The following is a 19,053-nucleotide window of genomic DNA, read 5'->3' as shown; positions in this document are numbered from 1 at the left end:
AAGATGGACTGGGTGGGCGTGGTTCCCCTGGTCATCTCCGTGGGCACCCTGCTGACCGCCTTCAACGAGGCCGGCAAGCTGGCGGACGCCAACTGGCCGCTGGTCATCGGCCTCATGGTCATCGCCGCCATTGCCTTCACCGTGTTCTGGAAGGTTGAAAACCGCACCGAGCAGCCGTTGATAGCCACCCGTCTGCTGAAGCAGCGTTCCACCTGGGCGCTGCTGCTGACCACCGTACTGACCATGACCGGCGTCTTTGCCGTCATGAACGGCATCATTCCCGCCCTGGCGCAGGACGGCGTCGTCGGGTTCGGCATGGGCGCCGAGGATTCTGCCTGGTGGACCATTACCCCTTATGCCCTCGCCGGACTGGTGATCGGACCCTTCGCCGGACGCCTCGCGGGCAGCTGGGGCTACGCAAAGGTGCTGCGGATCGGCACCATCGGCTCCGTCATTGCGCTGGCCCTGATGCTCCTGATCGTCGGCAGCGATTCCCAGCTGGGCCTGCTGGGCGTCTCGGTGCTGATCGGCATCACCTACGCCGGCATCGGCAACGTCATGCTCAGCGGCCTGGGCGTGTTGCTGTCCCCCAAGGAGAACCCCGGCTTCCTGCCGGGGCTGAACGCCGGTGCGTTCAACCTGGGCGCCGGGCTCAGCTTCGCCGTGATCTACGCGGCCAAAACGGCCACTACAGCAGCGGACGGGTCGGGGACCGAGGGCTACTACGGAGGCATCATTGCCGGCCTGGTCATCCTGGTGCTGGCCCTGGCCGCCTCCTTCCTGATCCCCAAACCGGCAACGCCGGAAGCCGGCGCCAGCCCTGAAGCAGCCGCAGAAACAGATCGGCTGAGCGACGCCGAAACTGCTGAACCTGCCCTTCGCTGAGCGCTGCAGCGCAAAGGTTAGGGCCTGCCCCGAACACAGGCAAATTGGCCGCGGGTCCGGCGGGACGGGACAGCAACATCAGGAAATAGAGGCCTAAAAACGCCGCTATCTTTAATGCAGTGCCCCCTCCCGTCAAGGGAAAGTGCTGCCCTTCGAACGGTTTCCCGGTCAACGCCTGAACCCGTTCCGCAGCGCGCCGCACTCCGCCGTGGCCTCCTCCCGCACCGCATTGTTGCGCCTGCTGAACGGACCGCCCAGGCGGGGCACTGCACCACGGGGACTCCGGTCCCCCAGCGAGAACCTCAACGAAGCGGAGATGCAATGCCCCACAAAATCATCCTGGACTGCGATCCCGGCCATGATGATGCGGTCGCCCTGCTGCTGGCACACGGCAGCCCGGAGATCGAGCTTCTGGCGGTGACCACCGTCGTCGGAAACCAGACTTTAGAGAAGGTGACGCGCAACGCGCTGGCGATTGCCCGTGTTGCAAATATCACAGGTGTTCCCTTCGCTGCGGGCAGCCCGCGGCCCCTGGTCCGCACCATCGAAAACGCACCGGACATCCACGGCGAGTCCGGCATGGACGGCCCTGAGCTCCCCGAGCCTGCCATCGATCTGGATCCGCGGCACGCCGTGGACCTCATCATCGACACGGTCATGTCCCATGACCCCGGCACCGTCACCCTGGTGCCCACCGGCGGACTGACCAACATTGCGCTGGCAGTGCGCAAGGAACCGCGCATTGCCGAGCGCGTGAAGGAAGTTGTCCTCATGGGCGGCGGCTACCACGTGGGCAACTGGTCTGCGGTGGCCGAATTCAACATCAAGATTGATCCCGAAGCCGCGCATATCGTCTTCAACGAAAAGTGGCCGCTGACCATGGTCGGCCTGGACCTCACGCATCAGGCCCTGGCCACGGACGAGGTTGCCAACCGCATCGCCGCGGTGGGCACCAAGCCCGCCAAGTTCGTCGGGGAACTCCTCGAATTCTTCGGTCAGGCCTATAAGGACAATCAGGGTTTTGATTTCCCGCCTGTCCATGACCCCTGCGCCGTCGCCTACGTCATCGACCCCTCGGTCATGACCACCCGGCGTGTTCCGCTGGATGTCGAACTGACCGGCACCCTGACCTTGGGCATGACGGTGGCGGATTTCCGTGCACCGGCGCCCGCTGACTGCAACACCTCCGTGGCTGTTGACCTGGATCACCAGAAATTCTGGGACCTGGTTGTCGACGCCCTGGAGCGAATTGGTGAGGTAGACCTGTGAGCGAAACAACCCAGCGCCGCGTCAATGTGGCCGCCCTGATGACGGCCCTGCTGGCTGCCTGTGTGGCCTTCCAGCTCAACGCCTCCATGCTCTCCCCCGCTCTCGTGAAGATCGAGGAGGAACTCAACACCACCTCCGCTGCCGTGGGTCTGACCCAGACGGCGTTCTTCACCGCTGCCGCTCTCTTCTCCCTGTTCCTTCCCCGCCTGGGCGACATCATCGGCCGCAAGAAGGTCCTGGGCGGCATGCTGGTGGTCCTCACCATCGGTTCCGTGGTGGCCGCACTGGCACCCAGCATCGAGGTCCTGTTCATCGCCCGCCTGATCCAGGGCGTCTCCGGACCTGTGGTGCCCCTGACCCTGATCATGCTGCGCGTGGAAATTCGTGACGCCAAGCTCTACGGCACCCTGATGGGTGTCATCACGGCTGTCAACGGCGGCATCGCAGGCGTTGACGCCATTGCCGGCGGTTATCTGGCTGAAAACCACGGCTTCGCGTCGGTGTTCTGGGCAATGGCCGCCGTGGGCGCCGTAGCGACCGCGCTCCTGCTGTTCCTGGCGCCGGAATCCCGGGCCGAGAAGAAGGAAAAGATGGACTGGGTGGGCGTGGTTCCCCTGGTCATCTCCGTGGGCACCCTGCTGACCGCCTTCAACGAGGCCGGCAAGCTGGCGGACGCCAACTGGCCGCTGGTCATCGGCCTCATGGTCATCGCCGCCATTGCCTTCGCGGTGTTCTGGAAGGTTGAAAACCGCACCGAAGAGCCGCTGGTGGCCACCTATCTGCTGAAGCAGCGTTCCACCTGGGCGCTGCTGCTGACCACGCTGCTGACCATGACCGGTGTCTTTGCCGTCATGAACGGCATCATTCCCGCTCTGGCGCAGGACGGCGTCGTCGGGTTCGGCATGGGCGCCGAAGAGTCAGCCTGGTGGACGCTCACCCCGTACGCCATCGCCGGGCTGGTCATGGGCCCGATCGCCGGCCGCCTTGCCGCCACCTGGGGTTACGGCAAGATGCTGCGGACCGGCATGATCGGCTCAGTGATTGCGCTGGCCCTGATGCTCCTGGTCGTCGGCAGTGATTCCAAACTGGGCCTGTTGGGCGTCTCGGTGCTGATCGGCATCACCTACGCCGGCATCGGCAACATCATGCTCAACGGCCTGGGCATTGTGCTTTCCCCCAAGGAGAACCCCGGCTTCCTGCCGGGCTTGAACGCCGGTGCGTTCAACTTGGGCGCCGGCCTCAGCTTCGCCGTGATCTACGCTGTAAAGACTGCCACGACGGCTGCGGACGGATCCGGAACTGAGGGCTACTACGGCGGTCTCATCGCCGGTCTGGTCATTTTGGTGCTGGCATTGGCCACGTCCTTCCTGATCCCGAAGCCGGCCAACGCCGAAGTGGAAACCACTGCTGAGAAAGCCGTCCGGTAAGCACAGTCCGCCTCACCCGCCTGATCCGCCCCAAAGGAGAACGTCCCGCATGTCCGCCGGAAAAGTTGTAGTTGTAGGGTCGCTCAACGCTGACCTAACCGTCCGCACCGACCGCTTCCCGCAGCCCGGGGAAACCCTCAACGGCTCGGAACTGGTCATTGTTCCAGGCGGAAAGAGCGCCAACCAGGCTGCTGCAGCGGCCATCCTGGGTGCCGACGTTCGACTGTTCGGCGCCGTGGGAGCCGACGGACACGGGGATCTGCTGCTGAAGGCCGCGGCTGCTGCCGGTGTTGACGCCTCCCGCGTCCTGCGCCGCACGGACACGGCAACCGGCACGGCCATGATTGTGGTGGACGCCGCCGGGGAAAACACCATCATCGTTTCCCCCGGCGCCAACGGCACCGTCACCGGCGCTGAGCTGCCGGAGAACCTGTTCGACGACGCCGCCGTCCTTACGCTGAGCCTGGAGGTTCCGCTTGACGCGGTCACTGCCGCGGCACGCGCGGGGCACGACGCCGGCGCGCAGGTCCTGCTGAACCTCTCCCCGTACCGGGAGGTTCCGGCCGAGCTGCTCGCACTCACCGATGTCCTGCTGCTCAACACCCACGAAGCGGCGCTGGTCACCGGTCTTACTGATCCGGCCGCCGACTGGGAAGCGGTCATCGCTGTCCTGGGACAGCTCGGCGTGCGGCGCACCATCATCACGCTCGGCGGGGACGGCGCCGTCGTGCTGGACGGCACAGCCCAGGGAGCGGATCGCGTGGTCTCCGTGGCACCCACCCGTGTCACCGCAGTGGACACCACCGGCTGCGGCGATGCTTTCACCGCGGCTACCGCAGCGCGGCTTGCCGCCGGGGATTCGCTGGTGGAGGCTGCGACTTTCGCGGCTCGGGCCGGTGCATTGGCCGCCACCCGCGAGGGTGCGCAGTCCTCCTACTCGGCACTGGCTGAGCTGGCGGGTTAAGGCTCAGTCCCCACCGCAGAACGACGACGGCGCTTCCCCACCCGGGAGGCGCCATCGTCGTCTGCTGCCAGGCTCTGGTCTCCTGTTAGGCAGCGTCTCCTGTTAGGCTCTGGCCGCATGGATGAAAAACTGGGGGAATTCCTTCGCAACTTCACCCGTGCCGTCGAGTTGGCACAGGCGCACCGGGACGAAACTCCGGGACGTGTCCGTCTCTTGGACGTCCTGACCAGCCACCTCGGCATGTCCGCCTCTGACCTTCCCATCCTGGCCCAGGACTTTCCGGTCCATCGTTTCGCGGACCTGGACATCGCCGTCGAGAAGATCTCCGGGCAGGATCCGATGGCACGGCTGATCGGCGTGGGCGGCGGGCAGCAGCGTCACCACCTATCCCTCTCGGACCTTGTGCAGCAGGAGTACGGTCCCGTGACCGTGGGCCAGCCTGATTTCGTCAATCTCGCCGTCGGTCCGGACAGCACCCGCGAGGTGCTGGCACTGGGACTGCGGCTTTTTGTCTACGAAGGGGTTCCGCTGGCGGTGCTGCAGCGCGCAGCCAACCCGCAGTATGGACGCAACGGGACCGACATTGCCGTGCTGGCCCCGGAGCGGGAAGCCGCGGCCCGCTTCCTGACGGCGGTCCAGGAGGATCTGCGGACCAACAGCATTCTGCGTGGACAGGTCGTGTCCTTCGCCTTTGACCCCTACGGCCAACAGGGAGCCGGCGTCACGTTCCTGCCCCGCCCCTCGCTTCCCGCAGACGAAGTCATCCTGCCCGACGGCGTGCTGGACCGGGTGGGCCGGCATGTCCTGGGCATCGCTGCCAACCGGGAGGTGCTCCGCGAACACGGGCAGCATCTCAAGCGCGGCGTCCTGCTGTACGGCCCGCCCGGCACCGGGAAAACCCATACCGTCCGGCACCTGCTCAGTGCCAGCGAGGGCACGACGGCGGTGCTGCTCGCCGGGAGTTCGCTGCACGCGGTGGGAGAAGCGGCCCGTCTGGCCCGTGCCATGGCGCCGTCCATGGTGATTCTTGAGGATATTGACCTGGTGGCCGAGGACCGGGACATGGGCAACGGCCCCCAGCCCCTGCTCTTTGAAGTCCTCGACGCCCTGGACGGGCTGGATGCCGACGCCGATGTCGTCTTCCTCATGACCACCAACCGGGCGGAAGCCCTGGAACGGGCGCTCGTGCAGCGGCCCGGGCGGGTGGACCTCGCCGTCGAAATTCCGCTGCCCGATGCCGGAAACCGGGTGCGGCTGCTGGAACTCTACGCCCCGGCCGGAGTGTTTTCCGAAGCTGCGCTGCAGGCTGCCGCGGACCAGTCCGAGGGCGCCACCGCGTCCTTCGCACGGGAGTTGATCCGGCGGGCAGTCCTGGTTGCCGTGGATGCCGGCGAGCAGCCCGGTGACAAGCACTTGGCCGCCGCCGTTCGGGAACTCCTGGGCCAGGGCGAGACATTGACGCGGAGCCTGCTGGGCGCCGGAGGCGCTTCTGACGGCGGGGTTTCTGACGGCGCCGAGCTGCAGCCGGACGGGCAGGAACCCCACCCCGGGGTCAGCGTGGGTTACAGCTTTGGCCGGGTCGGCAAGGGCGGGGCCAGATATGTCCCGCTGCCGCGGGCCACATGATGGCTACCGGCCTGCTGCCCTGCCGGCTGCCCGGCCGCTGAACAGGCAACCGCCGAGAAAGGTTCCTTCCAGGGACCGGTAGCCGTGCATGCCGCCGCCGCCAAAGCCTGCTGCCTCACCGGCGGCAAAGAGGCCGGGAACCGGATTTCCATCCAGCCCCAGCACGCGTGAGTCCAGATCCGTTTCCAGACCGCCGAGGGTTTTGCGGGTCAGCACCGACAGCCGCACCGCAATGAGCGGACCATCCTTAGGATCCAGAATCGGATGCGGGGACGCCGTCCGGATAAGCCGGTCCCCCAGATAGCTTCGGGCACCGCGGATGGCGGTAACCTGGCTGTCCTTGCTGAAGGGATTAGCGATCTCCCGGTCCCGGGCTTCCAGCTCGGCCCGGATTGCCTCGGCGGACAGGACCGGAGCAGCGCCGTTGGTGGAGTCCTTCGCCAGCGCGTTCATTCCCGCCACCAGTTCCTCCACCGAGCCGGCGGTAATGAAGTCCTCGCCGTGGTCCAGGAACTTTTGCACCGGCCCGGGCACCCCGGCGGTGGCACGGCCCAGCACGTCACGCACGGATTTACCCGTTAGATCCGGATTCTGCTCGGACCCGGACAGTGCAAACTCCTTGCGGATGATCGCTTTGTTGAGGATGAACCAGCTGTAGTCCTGGCCGGTGCCGCGCAGATGTTCCAGCGTGCCGAGGGTATCGAAGCCGGGAAACAGGGGCACCGGGAGCCGGTTGCCGGCGGCGTCCAGCCAGAGCGAGGACGGACCGGGCAGAATCCGGATCCCGTGGTTGGCCCACACCGGGTTCCAATTCCGGATGCCCTCCACGTAGTGCCACATCCGGTCCGGATTGATGACCCGGCCCCCGGCCGCGGCACTGGCGGTGATGCCGCGGCCGTCCACGTGTTCAGGCACCCCGCTGAGCATCGTTTCAGGCGGGGTTCCCAGACGGTTCGGCCAGGCCGCCCGCACCAAAGCATGGTCCCCGCCGATTCCGCCGGTCGTGACGACGACGGCGCCGGCAGTGAACTCGAACTCCGCCAGCGGGACGCGGCTGGTCACAGCGCCGCGAACCGCCGTCGTCGGCTCCAGCACACTGCCGCGCACCCCGGTGACGACGCCGTTGCTTACCGTCAGTTCCTCCATCCGGTGGCGGAAGGCCAGCCGCACCAGCCCGCGGGCGACGCCGTCGCGCACTTTCGCTTCAAAGGGTGCGGTGATGCCCGGGCCGGTGCCCCAGGTGATGTGGAACCGGGGTACCGAGTTGCCCGGCCCGGTGGCCCCGTAACCGCCGCGTTCCGCCCACCCAACCACCGGAAAGACACGGTGCCCCATCTGATGCAGCCACGCACGTTTCTCCCCCGCCGCGAAGTGGACGTAGGACTCAGCCCAATGGCGCGGCCAGTAATCTTCCGGCCGGTCAAAGCCTGCTGTTCCGAGCCAGTCCTGCCACGCCAGTTCCACGGAATCGCGAACCCGCAGCCGCCGCTGTTCGGGCGTATTCACCATGAACAGTCCGCCGAAGGACCACCAGGCCTGCCCGCCCAGGCTCGCTTCGCCTTCCTGTTCCACGAGGATGACGGAGCGGCCGGCCTCAATCAGCTCGGCGGTTGCCGTGAGGCCTGCCAGTCCGGCTCCGACAACAATGACGTCTGCCTCTTCAGTTGGCTGCATCCGGTTCACGGTACCGGCAGATCAGGCCTCTGGCTAGGACTGATATCGGCAGGTTTGACGACAGGCCGGAGCGCTCCCGGACGCCGGGACGGCGACTTGGCGGTTGGCCCTTACTGCCCGGAACACCGCTTCCTAGACTGAACATACGGGCGGCTCTTCTCCGGAGCCTGCGCGCACCCAACCTGACTGGAGATAACCATGGCTGAGAAGGAACATCCCGCATCCGGCAATGACCAGGACCGTACCCACAACGAAGCTCCGTCCGAGGGAGACTCGTCAGCCGCTGGACCCAATGAACCGCGTCAGCACAGCCAAGAGGCAGCCGAAGGAGATGATGACAACAAGTAAAAGCGGCTGCAGCCAAAAAGGCCCGGAGTTCCGGCAACGGAACTCCGGGCCTTTTGATCAGGACTGCCGATCAGAACCAAAGTGTCAGGATGCTTTGGCTCGGCCGTTCTCGCGGCTGGCGTCACCGAGCATGTCTGCGTCATGGCTTTGATCTACAACCGGGCCGGTGCCGGCTATCTCGCGCAGGAGCTCGATTCCCGCGACGGCTGCCTGCTTGGTGGGAAACATGGCTGATACCGCCATGAGCGCGCCGTCACCGGAAATGAGTTTGATCCGAAAAGCGCCGTCGTGGGCGTCTACAAGCTTGAAGTAGCCCGACATCTCTTACCTCCTTGTAAGGGGCATATCTGTGCCACTAATAATAAGCCAACTTATGAACTCTGGAACCACCTGCCGGTCATACGCGCAAGGCCGCAACCCTTTCGTTATCCTGACTGCCCGCCCTGCCTGCCGGGAGCAGCAGTCAGAACACGGTGAATCTGCTCGGGGGTTGCCGGCTGGGACGTCAGCAGTGCCGCAAGGATGCGAGCCTGCGGGGGCTTGAGGTCGCCTGAGGGAATCGCTCCGGCCCGCACCAGGTCTACCCCGCCGCCGTCACCGTACGTCGGGATGACGGGACCGTAGGGAACCCGTGAGCTCAGAACCACAAAGCATCCCCCGCGTACTGCGTCCTGGACCGCTTCCACGAACCCGGGACCGGCGTTCCCCGTCCCGGTACCGGCCAAAACGACAGCGGCCGCGCCGGCGTGGACCGCATGGGAAAACAGATCCGGGTCCGCGCCAAGCGCACAGTCCACGATGGTGACGCGGGTACGGTCGAATTCCTCACTGGGCATGCGCAGCGGAGAAGGCCGGAGCGGCCTGGCAGTGACGTGCAGGCTGTCCCCGATGAAATGTGCCACCTCGGTGCCTCCGGCATACGGGTCCGCTGCCGTAGTACTGGCAAGAAAGAGTCCCCGGGCTGAACGGATCTTTCCTGCGAACGAAACCAGCACGCCCGTGCCGCGCAGTTCCGGGGAAGCTGCGGCTTCCACGGCCTGCTCCAGATTGTCCGGACCGTCAGGAGCAGTGCTGTCGGCAGGACGGCTGGCACCGGTAAACACCACCGGCTTGGGTGAGCTGTGCACCAGATCCAGCAGGAACGCCGTCTCTTCCATGGTGTCGGTCCCATGTGTGATGACAACGCCGTCCACGATGGAGTCCATCACGGCGTTGCGTGCCGCTTGGGCAATGAGCCGCAGATCGGAGAACTGCAGCTGGTAACTTCCGCTGACCATCACGTTCCGCACGGAAACGGTGTGACGGCGGGACAGCGTCTGAATCAGGTCCTCCGCATGGTCCTTGGCGATCAAACCGCCCGGACCTGTGCTCCGCGACGCGATCGTGCCGCCCGTACCAAGAATTCGAATCGAAGCCATAGGCCAACCCTTCGCGTGATCTCATCTACCAGCCAACGTAGGCCGACCCGGCAGGCGGTGGCTAGGGCACTGCGCCGTACCTGCTGCCGGACGCCGGATTCCGGGAGGATGCTGCAGCCGGGCGGCTGCCTAGACTTGAACCATGGCCGATACCGTCACTGTTGAGCAGCGCAGCGCGAACATGTCCCGGATCCGAAGCAAGAACACCAAACCCGAGCTTTTGGTTCGGCGCCTTCTCCACGCTGCCGGTTACCGCTTCCGCCTGCACGGCGCAGCAGGAGGGAAGCTGCTGCCGGGTAAACCCGATTTGGTGTTCGCCGCCCGGCGCAAGGTCATCTTTGTTAGCGGCTGTTTCTGGCACCTGCACAATTGTGCGGCCGGCCGGCATGCACCGCAGAGCAACAGCGAGTTCTGGGCCGAAAAGCGGCGCAGAACGGCGATGCGTGACGCAGCAGCACTGGAGTCCCTCGCGGCGGCAGGATGGGAGTCGCTGACCGTGTGGGAATGTGAGTTGAAGGACCGCAGTGCCCTGGAGGAGCAACTCGTCACATTTCTCGGCCCGCGCGGCACGGCTGGTCGCTAGACTCAAAACCTCACCGCCCCGAACAATCCCCAGTTCATCCGCATCCCCCGAAGGCAGGACAGACATGGCCCACAACAGCACCGCCAAGCGCGGCGTTCTTTTCGACGTCGACGGAACCCTGGTTGATTCGAACTATCTGCACACCGTTGCCTGGTGGCAGGCCTTCCGGCGGATGGACCTGGACGTTCCGATGTCCGCCGTGCACCGGGCGATCGGCATGGGCGGCGACAAACTGGTGGAACATCTCCTGGGCGAGGAACGGGATAAAGATCAAGACGAAAAGTTGGACGCGACCCACGGAGCAATTTTCTCCACCTGGTGGCCGGCGCTCCGCTCCTTCGACGGCGCCCGGGAGCTGCTGCTGGCCTGTGCGGACAAGGACTTGACCATTGTGCTGGCCTCATCAGCATCAGGACCGGAACTGGAAGTCCTGCGCACCGTCATCGACGCCGATTCCGCGATTACCTCGGCCACTTCCTCCGCCGACGCCGAGGAATCCAAGCCCTCCCCCGACATCCTGCAATCAGCCTTGGACAGCTCGTCCCTGACCGCTGAAGACACGATCTTCGTCGGTGACTCAGTGTGGGACGTCAAAGCTGCGGCAGAGCTGAAGATCCCGACGATTGGGCTGCTCTGCGGCGGCACCAGTGAAGCGGAACTGCGCGACGCCGGCGCCACCGAGATCTGGGAGAACCCGCGCGAGCTGCTGGAAAACCTGGAGCGCTCGCTGCTCGGGAAGCTGGCGGCGCGCTGACTGCCGCCTGACGGCTCTCCCTCCCCGCTCCCCGCAAACACGGCCGAACTACCGCTCGAAAGGATGTCCGCATGACCACCGAACCCACCGGCCCTGCCAATACCGAGGACGATCCCCTGGGACCGAGCGCCCCTGCGCCCGAGCCCTCGGGCGACCCGCGCCGCCCCGGACAGGCGGAGCACCCCGCCGACAACATCCGTCAGGCACAGGGCACCTCGCCCGGCGGTACGGTTCCCGCCGGCCATTCCGGCAAGGCTCCGGAGGATCCTGCCGCCGACCGCGGCATTGCGCCGGAGGAAGCCCTGGCCGACCCGGAGTCCTCTGACGGTTAAGCCAGCCCGGCCCGGCGCAGCGCGTCAGCCATCGGACCCTGGGCCGGCGCCGGAACCGCCGGGCGGCGGTTGCTGCCCCGGGCGGGAGCTCCTGCCTTCCCGGTGCGCTGCGGCGAGGATCCCTTGCCGCCGTCGCCGGCTCCCGGCTCGGCGCGGGTCTTTATGACGTGCTCCCGCGGAGTCTTGGGCCCGCGGGTAGCGGCAGCGGTGTCGTCATCCAGGCGGAGCGTCAGCGAAATGCGTTTGCGCTCCGGATCGGCCTCCAGCACCTTGACCTTGACCACCTGTCCTGACTTCACGACGTCGTGGGGATCGGAGATGAAGGTGGAGGACATGGCGGAAATGTGCACCAGTCCGTCCTGATGAACTCCCACGTCCACGAAGGCGCCGAACGCGGCCACATTGGTCACCACACCGTCCAGCACCATGCCCGGACGAAGGTCGGATACCGTCTCCACGCCGTCGGAGAAGGTAGCCGTACGGAACTCCGGACGCGGATCACGGCCGGGTTTGCGAAGCTCGGCCACAATATCCAGGATCGTGGGCAGCCCGACTGTTTCATCCACGAACGCTGACGGGGTCAGGTTCTCCAGTGACGCTCCCGCCGGACCCATCGTGGTCCCGGCGGCAGCAAGGATCCGCCGGGCAAGGCCGTAGGACTCCGGATGCACGCTGGAGGCATCCAGCGGTTCAGTCCCGGCGGTGACCCGCAGAAAGCCGGCACACTGCTCAAAGGCCTTCGCCCCCAGCCGCGGCACCTTCTTCAGGTCTGCGCGGCGGGCAAAAGGACCGTTCTCATTCCGGTAAGCGACAATGTTTTCGCTGAGCAGCGGTCCGACGCCGGCCACCCGGGTCAGCAGCGCCGGTGAGGCCGTATTCACGTCAACCCCCACGGCGGTGACGCAGTCCTCGATCACGGCGTCCAGGGAGCGTTCCAGCTTGGCGGCACTGACATCGTGCTGGTACTGGCCGACACCGATGGACTTCGGATCGATTTTCACCAGTTCAGCCAGCGGATCCTGGAGCCGGCGGGCAATTGACACGGCACCGCGCAGGGAAACATCCATCCCGGGCAACTCTGCGGACGCAAGGGCGGAGGCAGAGTAGACAGAGGCTCCGGCTTCCGACACCACGAGCTTCTGCAGGCCGGAGTCTGGCAGCAGCCGGATGAGTTCGGTGGCCAGCTTGTCGGTTTCACGCGACGCTGTGCCGTTGCCGATGGCGATCAGCTCAACCCCGTGCTTCTTCACCAGCCCTGCCAGCCGGGACAGCGCCTCATCCCATTTGCGCGCCGGGGCATGCGGATAAATAGTGTCGGTGGCCACCGGTTGTCCCGTGCCGTCCACCACGGCAACCTTCACGCCGGTGCGCAGTCCCGGGTCCAATCCGAGCGTGGCACGGTTTCCGGCCGGCGCTGCCAGCAGGACATCACGCAGGTTCGCTGCGAACACCCGCACCGCTTCGGTTTCCGCAGCGGCGAACAGGCGGACACGCAGGTCGGCGGACAGTTTGGCGAGGATGCGCCGCCACGCCAGCTGCACGGTCTGCTGCAGCCAGGCGTCGGCAGGGCGTCCGCGGTCCGACACACCCAGGTGAGCGGCAACCGCCCGTTCGTATTTTTGCCGTGCGGCGGCCAGAGCAGCGGTGTCGGCCGGGTCGGCTTCCGCCAGTTCCAATTCCAGGATGCCTTCTTTTTCTCCCCGGAACAGTGCCAGGACCCGGTGGGAAGGCATGCCGGAAGGGGAGCCGGTAAACGCGAAGTAATCGGCAAACTTCTGGCCCTGCGCTTCCTTGCCCTTCTTGACCTGTGAATGCATCCGCCCCTGCTTCCACAGCCGTTCACGCTGATCCGTAAGCAGGTCGGCGTCCTGGCCCGCCCGTTCAATCAGGATGGCCCGCGCCCCCGCGAGCGCTTCCCCGGGGTCAGGCACGGCATCGTTCACAAAATCGGCGGCTGCACGTTCCGGGCTCAGCGTCGGGTTGGCCAGCAGCGCTTCGGCGAGCGGTTCCAGTCCGGCTTCGCGGGCAATCTGTGCCTTGGTGCGGCGTTTTGTTTTGTACGGCAGGTAGATGTCCTCGAGCCGGGACTTGGTGTCAGCAGCGTCTATGGCTGCTCGAAGCTCCTGGGTCAGCTTGCCCTGGCCGTCAATGGCTTCCCGGACGGACTGCCGCCGGTCCTCCAGCTCCCGAAGGTACCGCAGCCGCTCGTCGAGTTCGCGCAGCTGGGCGTCGTCCAGGCTTCCGGTGGCCTCTTTGCGGTACCGGGCAACAAACGGAACGGTGGCTCCGCTGTCCAGCAGGTCGACGGCGGCCCGCACCTGCCAGGGCGCTGCCCTCAGTTCCGCAGCGATCTGCGCGCATACTCGGTCGGTAGTCCGGTCGGCTGCCGTGCCGGACCGGCGGCCGGAGCGCTCCGGCCGCGACGGGGTCGGAGTTGCTGGTTTCTTGGGCTGTACCGGGGGGAGACTCACCCGCCCAATTGTTCCCTACCTGCTGCGGGATTGGTCAACTCTTCTCGTGTCAGGGGCCGTTGAACGGCCAAGTCAGCCGCCGAATGTTCTTCTTCGGGTTCCCATCGGAGCAAGTCACCGGGCTGGCAATCAAGCACTTCACACAGCGCGGCGAGCGTGGTGAAGCGCACTGCTTTTGCGCGGCCGTTCTTGAGGACGGCGAGGTTGGCGGGAGTGATGCCGATGCGTTCGGCCAGGACTCCCACCGGCATTTTCCGTTTGGCCAGCATGACATCAATATCCACGATGATGGGCATCAAATCACCTCGCCGAGTTCGCTGCGCAGCGCAGTTGCCTCAACATCGGTGGCGACGGCCCGGGCCAGCAGCATCCGCAGCACCAGGACGATCAGTGCAACCCCGGCGACGGCCACACCCGTTCCTCCTATGAGCAGGACGACACCGGGGGCAACGCCTTCTCCCGGGGCGAGGACCGCCCCCAGACCGAACATCAGCAGGGCACCCACGCCTACGGCACCGATCACGACGTCGACGTAGCGGAAGGCCGCCGGAGAAAACACTGTTCCCCTCCGCACCATCGTCAGCAGGCACCAGACGCAGACCAGCGTGATCTGCACGCAGATAAGGCCCAGGACGATGAGAACGACGACGGGGACCCGGACGGCGTCTGCGCCCGGGCCCGCTTCCGTCAGGTCCGCTGCCAGCAGGGGCACCATAACTGTCTGTACAAACACGGTGCCGGCAAGGACCACAGCCAGCACAACGCGCAACGCCAGAATGGTCAGCTTGCCCATGGCGCTTCCCTTCCTCGACTGTTTCTCAAGACAAATCTATCGATAGTCGAGAGAAGCAGCAAGGGGTTTAGGCCGCTGCTGGTTCAGTGCCCGCGCCCCGCCGTTCCGCGGCATCGCGGGCCACAATATAGCCGTAGACCAGGCCCTGGCCTATGGTGGCCCCGGCGCCCGGGTAGCTCTTGCCGAAGACATTCGCTGCAGTGTTTCCGATGGCATACAGGCCATCCATGGCTGTGCCGTCTTCGGCCAGAACGCGTCCCCGCGCATCCGCCGTGAGCCCGCCGCAGGTGCCCAGGTCACTCAGGACAATTTTGACGGCGTAGTACACGTTTCCGGAAAGGGGGCGCAGGTTGGGGTTGGGCCGCACCGTTGGATCGCCGTAGTACCGGTCGTAGGCGCTGGAGCCCCGGTGGAAGTCCTCATCGACGCCGGCACCGGCCAGTTCATTGAAGCGGGAAGCCGTTGCCGCGAAGGTCTCCGCCGGCACTCCAATTTCCCGGGCCAGTTCCGCCAGGCTGTCCGCCTTAGCGGCAATTCCTTCCTTGTACCACTTCTCCGGCAGTGCCATCCGGGGAAAGAGGCTTCCGGCCAGGATGTAGCTGTTCCGGTACTCCTGGTCGAACACCATCCACATGGTGCCCACCGGGTTTCCCTGCTGTTCACGCTCCAGGACACGCTGCCCAAACGACATGTAGTCCTGGGCTTCGTTGACGAACCGGTTTCCGCTGCCGTCCACAATGAAGGACCCGGGGAGGGATCGCTCGGCCAGCATGACCGACGGCGACCGTCCCGGCAGGGGCGCAACGGCCGGGAACCACCAGGACTGGTCCATCAGCGCTGTGCCGGCACCAATCTCTGCGGCGGCTTTAATGGCATCTCCGGTGTTGCCCTCGCTGCCGAAACTCCAGGCTTCCAGTGATTCGGACTGGTGCTTGTGGCGCATGGCCATGTCATGGTCAAACCCGCCTGCAGCCAGGACCACACCCTGCCGCGCGGTGACCGTGACCTCTCGTCCGTCCTGCTGCAGCACGGCCCCCGTCACCCTGCCGTCTGCGGTGATGAGCCGCACCAGGGACGTGTCCGTCCAGACGGGAATGCCGGCACCGAGCACCCCGGCGTACAAACCGGCCGCGAGGGCCTGACCGCCGGCAACATAGTCGCGCTTCAGCACGCGGCCTCCGACTCCCTGCACCACACGCGTTACCGCGGTCATCAGGCCCTTGACGGGCACCTTGGAAATCAGGTTGAGCCAGCGGTAGTCCTTGCCCGTGATGGCCATCGGCAAGGACGACTCCATGGTCCCGCCCCGGAGCCGGCCTCGCTCCTCGCCGAGGGTATTGACATCAAACGGCCTGCATTCGCAGCTGCGCCCCGCCGCTGAGCCTCCCGGTTCCTCCGGGTGGTAATCCGAATACTCCTCGTCCCACAGGAATTTCATGGGCGTGGTCCGCTGGAGCATTTCCACGGTGGCGACTCCGTTGTCCAGGAAAGCCTGCCAGCGCTCCCGGGACGAGGTTCCGCCTACAACGGCGTCCACGTAGGCTGCGGCGCGCTCCGGTGTGTCCTTTGCGCCGGCGGCGTTGAGCACCGGGTTATTGGGAATCCAAAACGCACCGCCGGACCGTGCCGTTGACCCGCCCACGGTGGCTGTCTTTTCCACGATCAGCACTGACGAACCCTGCTCGGCTGCCGCCAGGCCCGCAGCCATTCCGGTTCCTGAGCCGATGATGAGCAGATCCACCGTGGTGTCCTGTGCCGTGAACTTCCGTGCTGGTACCGGTAGTGCCATGTGCCGTCTCCCCGAGATTCTGTGGATGGTTTTCACGAACGCACCGCGACTATTCGCAGCATGCTGTTTGTGCACCCTAACCCGGAGATGAACTGAAACCCAGTTTCAACTCTGGTGCCGTGTCGCGCGGCCGGTTACCAGTCCTCGGAATGGAACACCCGGCGTCGCGCACTGAGCAGTTCCACTTCCGGACGGGCCGCCACCAGCCGTTCAACGGCGTCGAGCACCTCAGTAAGATGGGCAGCGTCCGCGGCCACCAGGCCAATGCCGAGTTCGGCCCGCCGATGCAGATCCAGTTGGCCCGTTTCGGCAGCGGACACCTCATACTTGCGCCGCACCTCAGCCAGAATCGGCCGAATCACGGAGCGTTTGCCCTTGAGCGAGTGAACATCGCCCAGCAGCAGGTCGAATTCGATCATTCCCATCCACATGACACCCATGGTGGTTCAGCCCGGCCCGGGACGCCAGTGAGGGCGGACGCCCAACTGTCCATCCCTCTGCCAGCCGGTGATATCTTCGCTTAGATGAGCACCCCCACCAGAGCTCCTGTCCAACCCCGCCGCCGCAATGTCTTGTCCGGAGTGTTGGTCGGCATCGGCATTGCCGCCTTCGTGGACGAGGTGGTGTTCCACCAGCTGCTGCAGTGGCACCACTTTTACGATAAGTCCACCACCGCCGCCGGGCTCTTCTCGGATGGCCTGTTCCATGCCTTCGGCTGGTTTGCCGTGGTGGCCGGGTTGTTCCTGTTCGCCGATCTTCGCCGCCGGGCCATCCTGCTTCCCTCCCGGTGGGCGGGAGCCGTCCTGGTGGGGACGGGAGCGTTCCAGCTGTATGACGGCACCGTCCAGCACAAACTTATGGAGCTGCACCAAATCCGTTACAACGTCCCGCTGCTGCCCTATGACCTGCTCTGGAACCTGAGCGCGGCAGTGATGATCCTCGCCGGAGCGGTCCTGCTGTACCGGAGCCGGCACGCAGAACCGGTCGGCAGCCGCGCCGGAGCGTAACGGTGCATGAGCACCAGCCCGGCAGCTTCGGGGTCGAACTACTCTTTCTGGTTCCGGCCGCCGCCGCTGTCACCGCTTACTGGGCCGGCGCCCTTTCCTCCCGCTCCAGGCCGTGGCCGTTGTACCGCGCCGTGCTGTTTACCGCGGGTGCCGCAGCTGTCCTGGCCACCGTCCTGGATCCGCTGGCAACCCGCAGCCACGCAAGCTTCGCTGTCCTGGGCATTACCCATCTGCTGGCCGGAATGCTGGGACCTGCGCTGCTGGTGCTCTCCCGTCCGGTCTCGCTCGCGCTGCGCAGCCTGGATGTTGTGCCTGCACGGCGGCTGTCCCGCGTGCTCCGCAGCCGTCCGATGCGCTTCCTGACCTTCCCCGTGACGGCAGCGGTCCTGAACGTCGGAGGCATGGTGCTCATGTTCCGGACCGGCCTCTTCACGGCCATGCAGGAATCGGCTCCAATTCACTGGCTGGTCACCTTCCACCTGGTCGCCGCGGGGTATCTGTACACGGCATCACTGGTGAGCCGGGATCCGATGCCGCACCGCGCCGGTTTTCGGCTGCGCGCAGCTGTGCTGATCCTCTCAGCGGCTGCCCACAACATCCTGGCGAAGACGCTGTACGCCGATCCCCCGCCGGGAGTTACACCGGCGGACGGCCAGGCAGGAGCCCTCATCCTCTACTACGGCGGAGGAATGGTGGAAATTGGGATCATTTTCCTGCTGTGCCGGCAATGGTATTTGTCCACCCGGCCGCAGCAGCGTCCCGCCATCATCTAGCTCCGGCCGGCGGAAGAGACCTGCGCCCCTGCGTCCCCCTCGGCCAGGCTGCCGTCCACCAGCGACACGATCATGGAACAGTCCTTTCCGGCGTGCCCGGCGTCCACCAGACGCTGGAAGAGCTGCTGGACGTGCTCGCCGATCTCCAACGGAGTGCCGGTGTCCCGGGCGGCGGCGATCGCCAGGTTGATGTCCTTGTTGGCCAGCTCGGCTGTGAAGGTGGGGGCGAAGTCATTGTTGGAGGCGGCCGACGCCACCACGCCCGGCATGGGGTACCAGGTGCGCAGGGCCCAGCTGTCGCCCGAGGACACGGAGGCAATGTCCCAGAACACCTGCTTGTCCAAGCCGAGCCGATCGGCGAGGACCGCTCCCTCGGACGTTGCCGCCAGATTGATGAACAGCATCAGGTTGTTGCAAATCTTCGCAGCCTGGCCGGTGGTGGCTCCGCCGGTGGGAATGACATTTCCCGCCATGGGCTCGATAAAGGCAGCGGCTTCCTGCACCGGGCCCGGTTCACCACCCACCATGAACGTCAGCGTTCCGGCTTCGGCACCGCTGATGCCGCCCGAGACCGGTGCGTCGACAAAGCGGAAGCCGGCGGCAGCGGCGGCGTCGTGCAGTGCCTGAGCGGATTCAACGTCAATGGTGGAGGAATCGACCAGCAGGGTGCCGGTGTCAGCATGGGCCAGCACCCCGTCCTCCCCCAGATAAACGGAACGTGAGTGCTCTCCTTTAGGCAGCATGGTGAAGACGACGTCGGCGCCGGCCACCGCATCGGCGATGCTGTCCACCGTCTCCACCCCGCGCTCTCCTGCTGCGGCCACTGCTGCAGGGTTCAGGTCATAGCCGCGGACGGTGTGCCCCGCCGCCACCAAGTTGGCCGACATGTAGCCGCCCATGTTTCCCAGTCCAATCCATCCCACTGCAGCCATGGTTGTAA

Annotated in this window: 20 protein-coding genes; 11 read left to right on the top strand and 9 right to left on the bottom strand. The window is 65.7% G+C overall.

Going from position 1 to position 19,053, the window contains the following annotated elements; genetic code table 11:
- The 5 genes from CXQ89_RS17200 to CXQ89_RS17180 all read left to right on the top strand — a co-directional run.
- Nucleotides 1–885, top strand: an 885-nt coding sequence (locus CXQ89_RS17200) for an MFS transporter (RefSeq protein ID WP_146067286.1), incomplete at its 5' end; no start/stop codon positions are given.
- A 321-nt stretch (nucleotides 886–1,206) separates the two neighbouring features.
- Nucleotides 1,207–2,154, top strand: a complete 948-nt coding sequence (locus CXQ89_RS17195) for a nucleoside hydrolase (protein WP_104056185.1) — start codon at nucleotides 1,207–1,209, stop codon at nucleotides 2,152–2,154.
- Nucleotides 2,151–3,581, top strand: coding sequence for an MFS transporter (locus tag CXQ89_RS17190; protein ID WP_372434208.1), 1,431 nt, complete (start codon nucleotides 2,151–2,153; stop codon nucleotides 3,579–3,581). The genes CXQ89_RS17195 and CXQ89_RS17190 overlap by 4 nt, the downstream gene beginning before the upstream one ends.
- Before the next feature lie 49 nt (nucleotides 3,582–3,630).
- The gene (locus CXQ89_RS17185; protein ID WP_104162162.1) at nucleotides 3,631–4,545 is read left to right on the top strand and encodes a ribokinase; all 915 of its coding nucleotides are present in this window, start codon (nucleotides 3,631–3,633) and stop codon (nucleotides 4,543–4,545) included.
- Nucleotides 4,546–4,662: 117 nt separating this feature from the next.
- Complete coding sequence (locus CXQ89_RS17180; RefSeq protein WP_104162161.1) at nucleotides 4,663–6,171, top strand: ATP-binding protein; 1,509 nt, start codon at nucleotides 4,663–4,665, stop codon at nucleotides 6,169–6,171.
- A gap of 3 nt (nucleotides 6,172–6,174) precedes the next feature.
- On the opposite strand, the gene CXQ89_RS17175 is transcribed toward CXQ89_RS17180, so the two are convergent.
- Nucleotides 6,175–7,845: an FAD-binding dehydrogenase gene (locus CXQ89_RS17175; protein ID WP_104162160.1), complete on the bottom strand. Its 1,671-nt coding sequence runs from the start codon at nucleotides 7,843–7,845 to the stop codon at nucleotides 6,175–6,177.
- Between the two features lie 198 nt (nucleotides 7,846–8,043).
- On the opposite strand from CXQ89_RS17175, the gene CXQ89_RS18480 reads away from it, so the two are divergent.
- Nucleotides 8,044–8,193, top strand: coding sequence for a hypothetical protein (locus CXQ89_RS18480; protein WP_181032423.1), 150 nt, complete (start codon nucleotides 8,044–8,046; stop codon nucleotides 8,191–8,193).
- Nucleotides 8,194–8,277: 84 nt separating this feature from the next.
- Here the strand turns inward: CXQ89_RS18480 and CXQ89_RS17170 are convergent, their stop codons facing one another.
- Both CXQ89_RS17170 and CXQ89_RS17165 read right to left on the bottom strand, forming a co-directional pair.
- On the bottom strand, nucleotides 8,278–8,514 hold the full coding sequence (locus CXQ89_RS17170) for a DUF1508 domain-containing protein (protein ID WP_104056180.1): 237 nt from the start codon (nucleotides 8,512–8,514) through the stop codon (nucleotides 8,278–8,280).
- A gap of 104 nt (nucleotides 8,515–8,618) precedes the next feature.
- Entirely contained in the window at nucleotides 8,619–9,611 is a 993-nt protein-coding gene (locus CXQ89_RS17165; RefSeq protein WP_104162159.1) for an asparaginase, read from the bottom strand.
- Between the two features lie 142 nt (nucleotides 9,612–9,753).
- Between CXQ89_RS17165 and CXQ89_RS17160 the strand changes: the two genes are divergently transcribed.
- The 3 genes from CXQ89_RS17160 to CXQ89_RS17150 all read left to right on the top strand — a co-directional run bounded on the left by CXQ89_RS17160 (nucleotide 9,754) and on the right by CXQ89_RS17150 (nucleotide 11,280).
- Nucleotides 9,754–10,194, top strand: a complete 441-nt coding sequence (locus CXQ89_RS17160; RefSeq protein ID WP_104162158.1) for a very short patch repair endonuclease — start codon at nucleotides 9,754–9,756, stop codon at nucleotides 10,192–10,194.
- 64 nt (nucleotides 10,195–10,258) lie between these two features.
- Nucleotides 10,259–10,948, top strand: a complete 690-nt coding sequence (locus CXQ89_RS17155; RefSeq protein ID WP_104162157.1) for an HAD family hydrolase — start codon at nucleotides 10,259–10,261, stop codon at nucleotides 10,946–10,948.
- Between the two features lie 71 nt (nucleotides 10,949–11,019).
- Nucleotides 11,020–11,280 carry a hypothetical protein gene (locus CXQ89_RS17150; RefSeq protein WP_104162156.1) on the top strand — a complete coding sequence of 87 codons (261 nt, stop codon included), beginning with the start codon at nucleotides 11,020–11,022 and terminating at the stop codon, nucleotides 11,278–11,280.
- Here CXQ89_RS17150 and CXQ89_RS17145 read toward each other — a convergent pair.
- The 5 genes from CXQ89_RS17145 to CXQ89_RS17125 all read right to left on the bottom strand — a co-directional run bounded on the left by CXQ89_RS17145 (nucleotide 11,277) and on the right by CXQ89_RS17125 (nucleotide 16,764).
- A complete protein-coding gene (locus CXQ89_RS17145) occupies nucleotides 11,277–13,751 on the bottom strand; it encodes a Tex family protein (RefSeq protein ID WP_104162155.1) in 2,475 nt (824 codons plus the stop codon). The genes CXQ89_RS17150 and CXQ89_RS17145 overlap by 4 nt on opposite strands.
- A complete protein-coding gene (locus CXQ89_RS17140; RefSeq protein ID WP_104162154.1) occupies nucleotides 13,748–14,047 on the bottom strand; it encodes a helix-turn-helix transcriptional regulator in 300 nt (99 codons plus the stop codon). The genes CXQ89_RS17145 and CXQ89_RS17140 overlap by 4 nt, the downstream gene beginning before the upstream one ends.
- Complete coding sequence (locus CXQ89_RS17135) at nucleotides 14,047–14,544, bottom strand: DUF2975 domain-containing protein (RefSeq protein WP_104162153.1); 498 nt, start codon at nucleotides 14,542–14,544, stop codon at nucleotides 14,047–14,049. Before CXQ89_RS17135 ends, CXQ89_RS17140 begins: the two co-directional genes overlap by 1 nt.
- 67 nt (nucleotides 14,545–14,611) lie before the next feature.
- Entirely contained in the window at nucleotides 14,612–16,333 is a 1,722-nt protein-coding gene (locus CXQ89_RS17130; protein ID WP_104162152.1) for a 3-ketosteroid-delta-1-dehydrogenase, read from the bottom strand.
- Nucleotides 16,334–16,467: 134 nt separating this feature from the next.
- Complete coding sequence (locus CXQ89_RS17125; RefSeq protein WP_104056236.1) at nucleotides 16,468–16,764, bottom strand: DUF503 domain-containing protein; 297 nt, start codon at nucleotides 16,762–16,764, stop codon at nucleotides 16,468–16,470.
- Between the two features lie 93 nt (nucleotides 16,765–16,857).
- On the opposite strand from CXQ89_RS17125, the gene CXQ89_RS17120 reads away from it, so the two are divergent.
- Nucleotides 16,858–17,340 carry a DUF2243 domain-containing protein gene (locus CXQ89_RS17120; protein ID WP_104162151.1) on the top strand — a complete coding sequence of 161 codons (483 nt, stop codon included), beginning with the start codon at nucleotides 16,858–16,860 and terminating at the stop codon, nucleotides 17,338–17,340.
- A gap of 2 nt (nucleotides 17,341–17,342) precedes the next feature.
- Nucleotides 17,343–18,113, top strand: coding sequence for a cytochrome c oxidase assembly protein (locus CXQ89_RS17115; RefSeq protein ID WP_181032422.1), 771 nt, complete (start codon nucleotides 17,343–17,345; stop codon nucleotides 18,111–18,113).
- Here the strand turns inward: CXQ89_RS17115 and mmsB are convergent.
- Complete coding sequence (gene mmsB / locus CXQ89_RS17110; RefSeq protein WP_104056161.1) at nucleotides 18,110–19,045, bottom strand: 3-hydroxyisobutyrate dehydrogenase; 936 nt, start codon at nucleotides 19,043–19,045, stop codon at nucleotides 18,110–18,112. The two genes, CXQ89_RS17115 and mmsB, sit on opposite strands and share 4 nt — an antisense overlap.
- Nucleotides 19,046–19,053 lie beyond the last annotated feature (8 nt).

The sequence above is a fragment of the Arthrobacter sp. ZGTC212 genome, assembly GCF_002929255.1.
GTDB lineage: Bacteria > Actinomycetota > Actinomycetes > Actinomycetales > Micrococcaceae > Arthrobacter_B > Arthrobacter_B sunyaminii.
The sequence above is the reverse complement of the archived record's forward strand: the minus strand, read 5'-3'. Positions and strand labels throughout refer to the sequence as shown.

What these genes read in the sequence shown, in the direction of transcription:
- CXQ89_RS17150 (WP_104162156.1), top strand. Translation starts at nt 11,020, where the DNA reads ATGACCACCGAACCCACCGGCCCTGCCAATACCGAGGACGATCCCCTG.
- CXQ89_RS18480 (WP_181032423.1), top strand. Translation starts at nt 8,044, where the DNA reads ATGGCTGAGAAGGAACATCCCGCATCCGGCAATGACCAGGACCGTACC.
- CXQ89_RS17135 (WP_104162153.1), bottom strand. Translation starts at nt 14,544, where the DNA reads ATGGGCAAGCTGACCATTCTGGCGTTGCGCGTTGTGCTGGCTGTGGTC.
- CXQ89_RS17175 (WP_104162160.1), bottom strand. Translation starts at nt 7,845, where the DNA reads ATGCAGCCAACTGAAGAGGCAGACGTCATTGTTGTCGGAGCCGGACTG.
- CXQ89_RS17180 (WP_104162161.1), top strand. Translation starts at nt 4,663, where the DNA reads ATGGATGAAAAACTGGGGGAATTCCTTCGCAACTTCACCCGTGCCGTC.
- CXQ89_RS17165 (WP_104162159.1), bottom strand. Translation starts at nt 9,611, where the DNA reads ATGGCTTCGATTCGAATTCTTGGTACGGGCGGCACGATCGCGTCGCGG.
- CXQ89_RS17130 (WP_104162152.1), bottom strand. Translation starts at nt 16,333, where the DNA reads ATGGCACTACCGGTACCAGCACGGAAGTTCACGGCACAGGACACCACG.
- CXQ89_RS17140 (WP_104162154.1), bottom strand. Translation starts at nt 14,047, where the DNA reads ATGCCCATCATCGTGGATATTGATGTCATGCTGGCCAAACGGAAAATG.
- CXQ89_RS17170 (WP_104056180.1), bottom strand. Translation starts at nt 8,514, where the DNA reads ATGTCGGGCTACTTCAAGCTTGTAGACGCCCACGACGGCGCTTTTCGG.
- CXQ89_RS17160 (WP_104162158.1), top strand. Translation starts at nt 9,754, where the DNA reads ATGGCCGATACCGTCACTGTTGAGCAGCGCAGCGCGAACATGTCCCGG.
- mmsB (WP_104056161.1), bottom strand. Translation starts at nt 19,045, where the DNA reads ATGGCTGCAGTGGGATGGATTGGACTGGGAAACATGGGCGGCTACATG.
- CXQ89_RS17185 (WP_104162162.1), top strand. Translation starts at nt 3,631, where the DNA reads ATGTCCGCCGGAAAAGTTGTAGTTGTAGGGTCGCTCAACGCTGACCTA.
- CXQ89_RS17155 (WP_104162157.1), top strand. Translation starts at nt 10,259, where the DNA reads ATGGCCCACAACAGCACCGCCAAGCGCGGCGTTCTTTTCGACGTCGAC.
- CXQ89_RS17120 (WP_104162151.1), top strand. Translation starts at nt 16,858, where the DNA reads ATGAGCACCCCCACCAGAGCTCCTGTCCAACCCCGCCGCCGCAATGTC.
- CXQ89_RS17125 (WP_104056236.1), bottom strand. Translation starts at nt 16,764, where the DNA reads ATGTGGATGGGAATGATCGAATTCGACCTGCTGCTGGGCGATGTTCAC.
- CXQ89_RS17195 (WP_104056185.1), top strand. Translation starts at nt 1,207, where the DNA reads ATGCCCCACAAAATCATCCTGGACTGCGATCCCGGCCATGATGATGCG.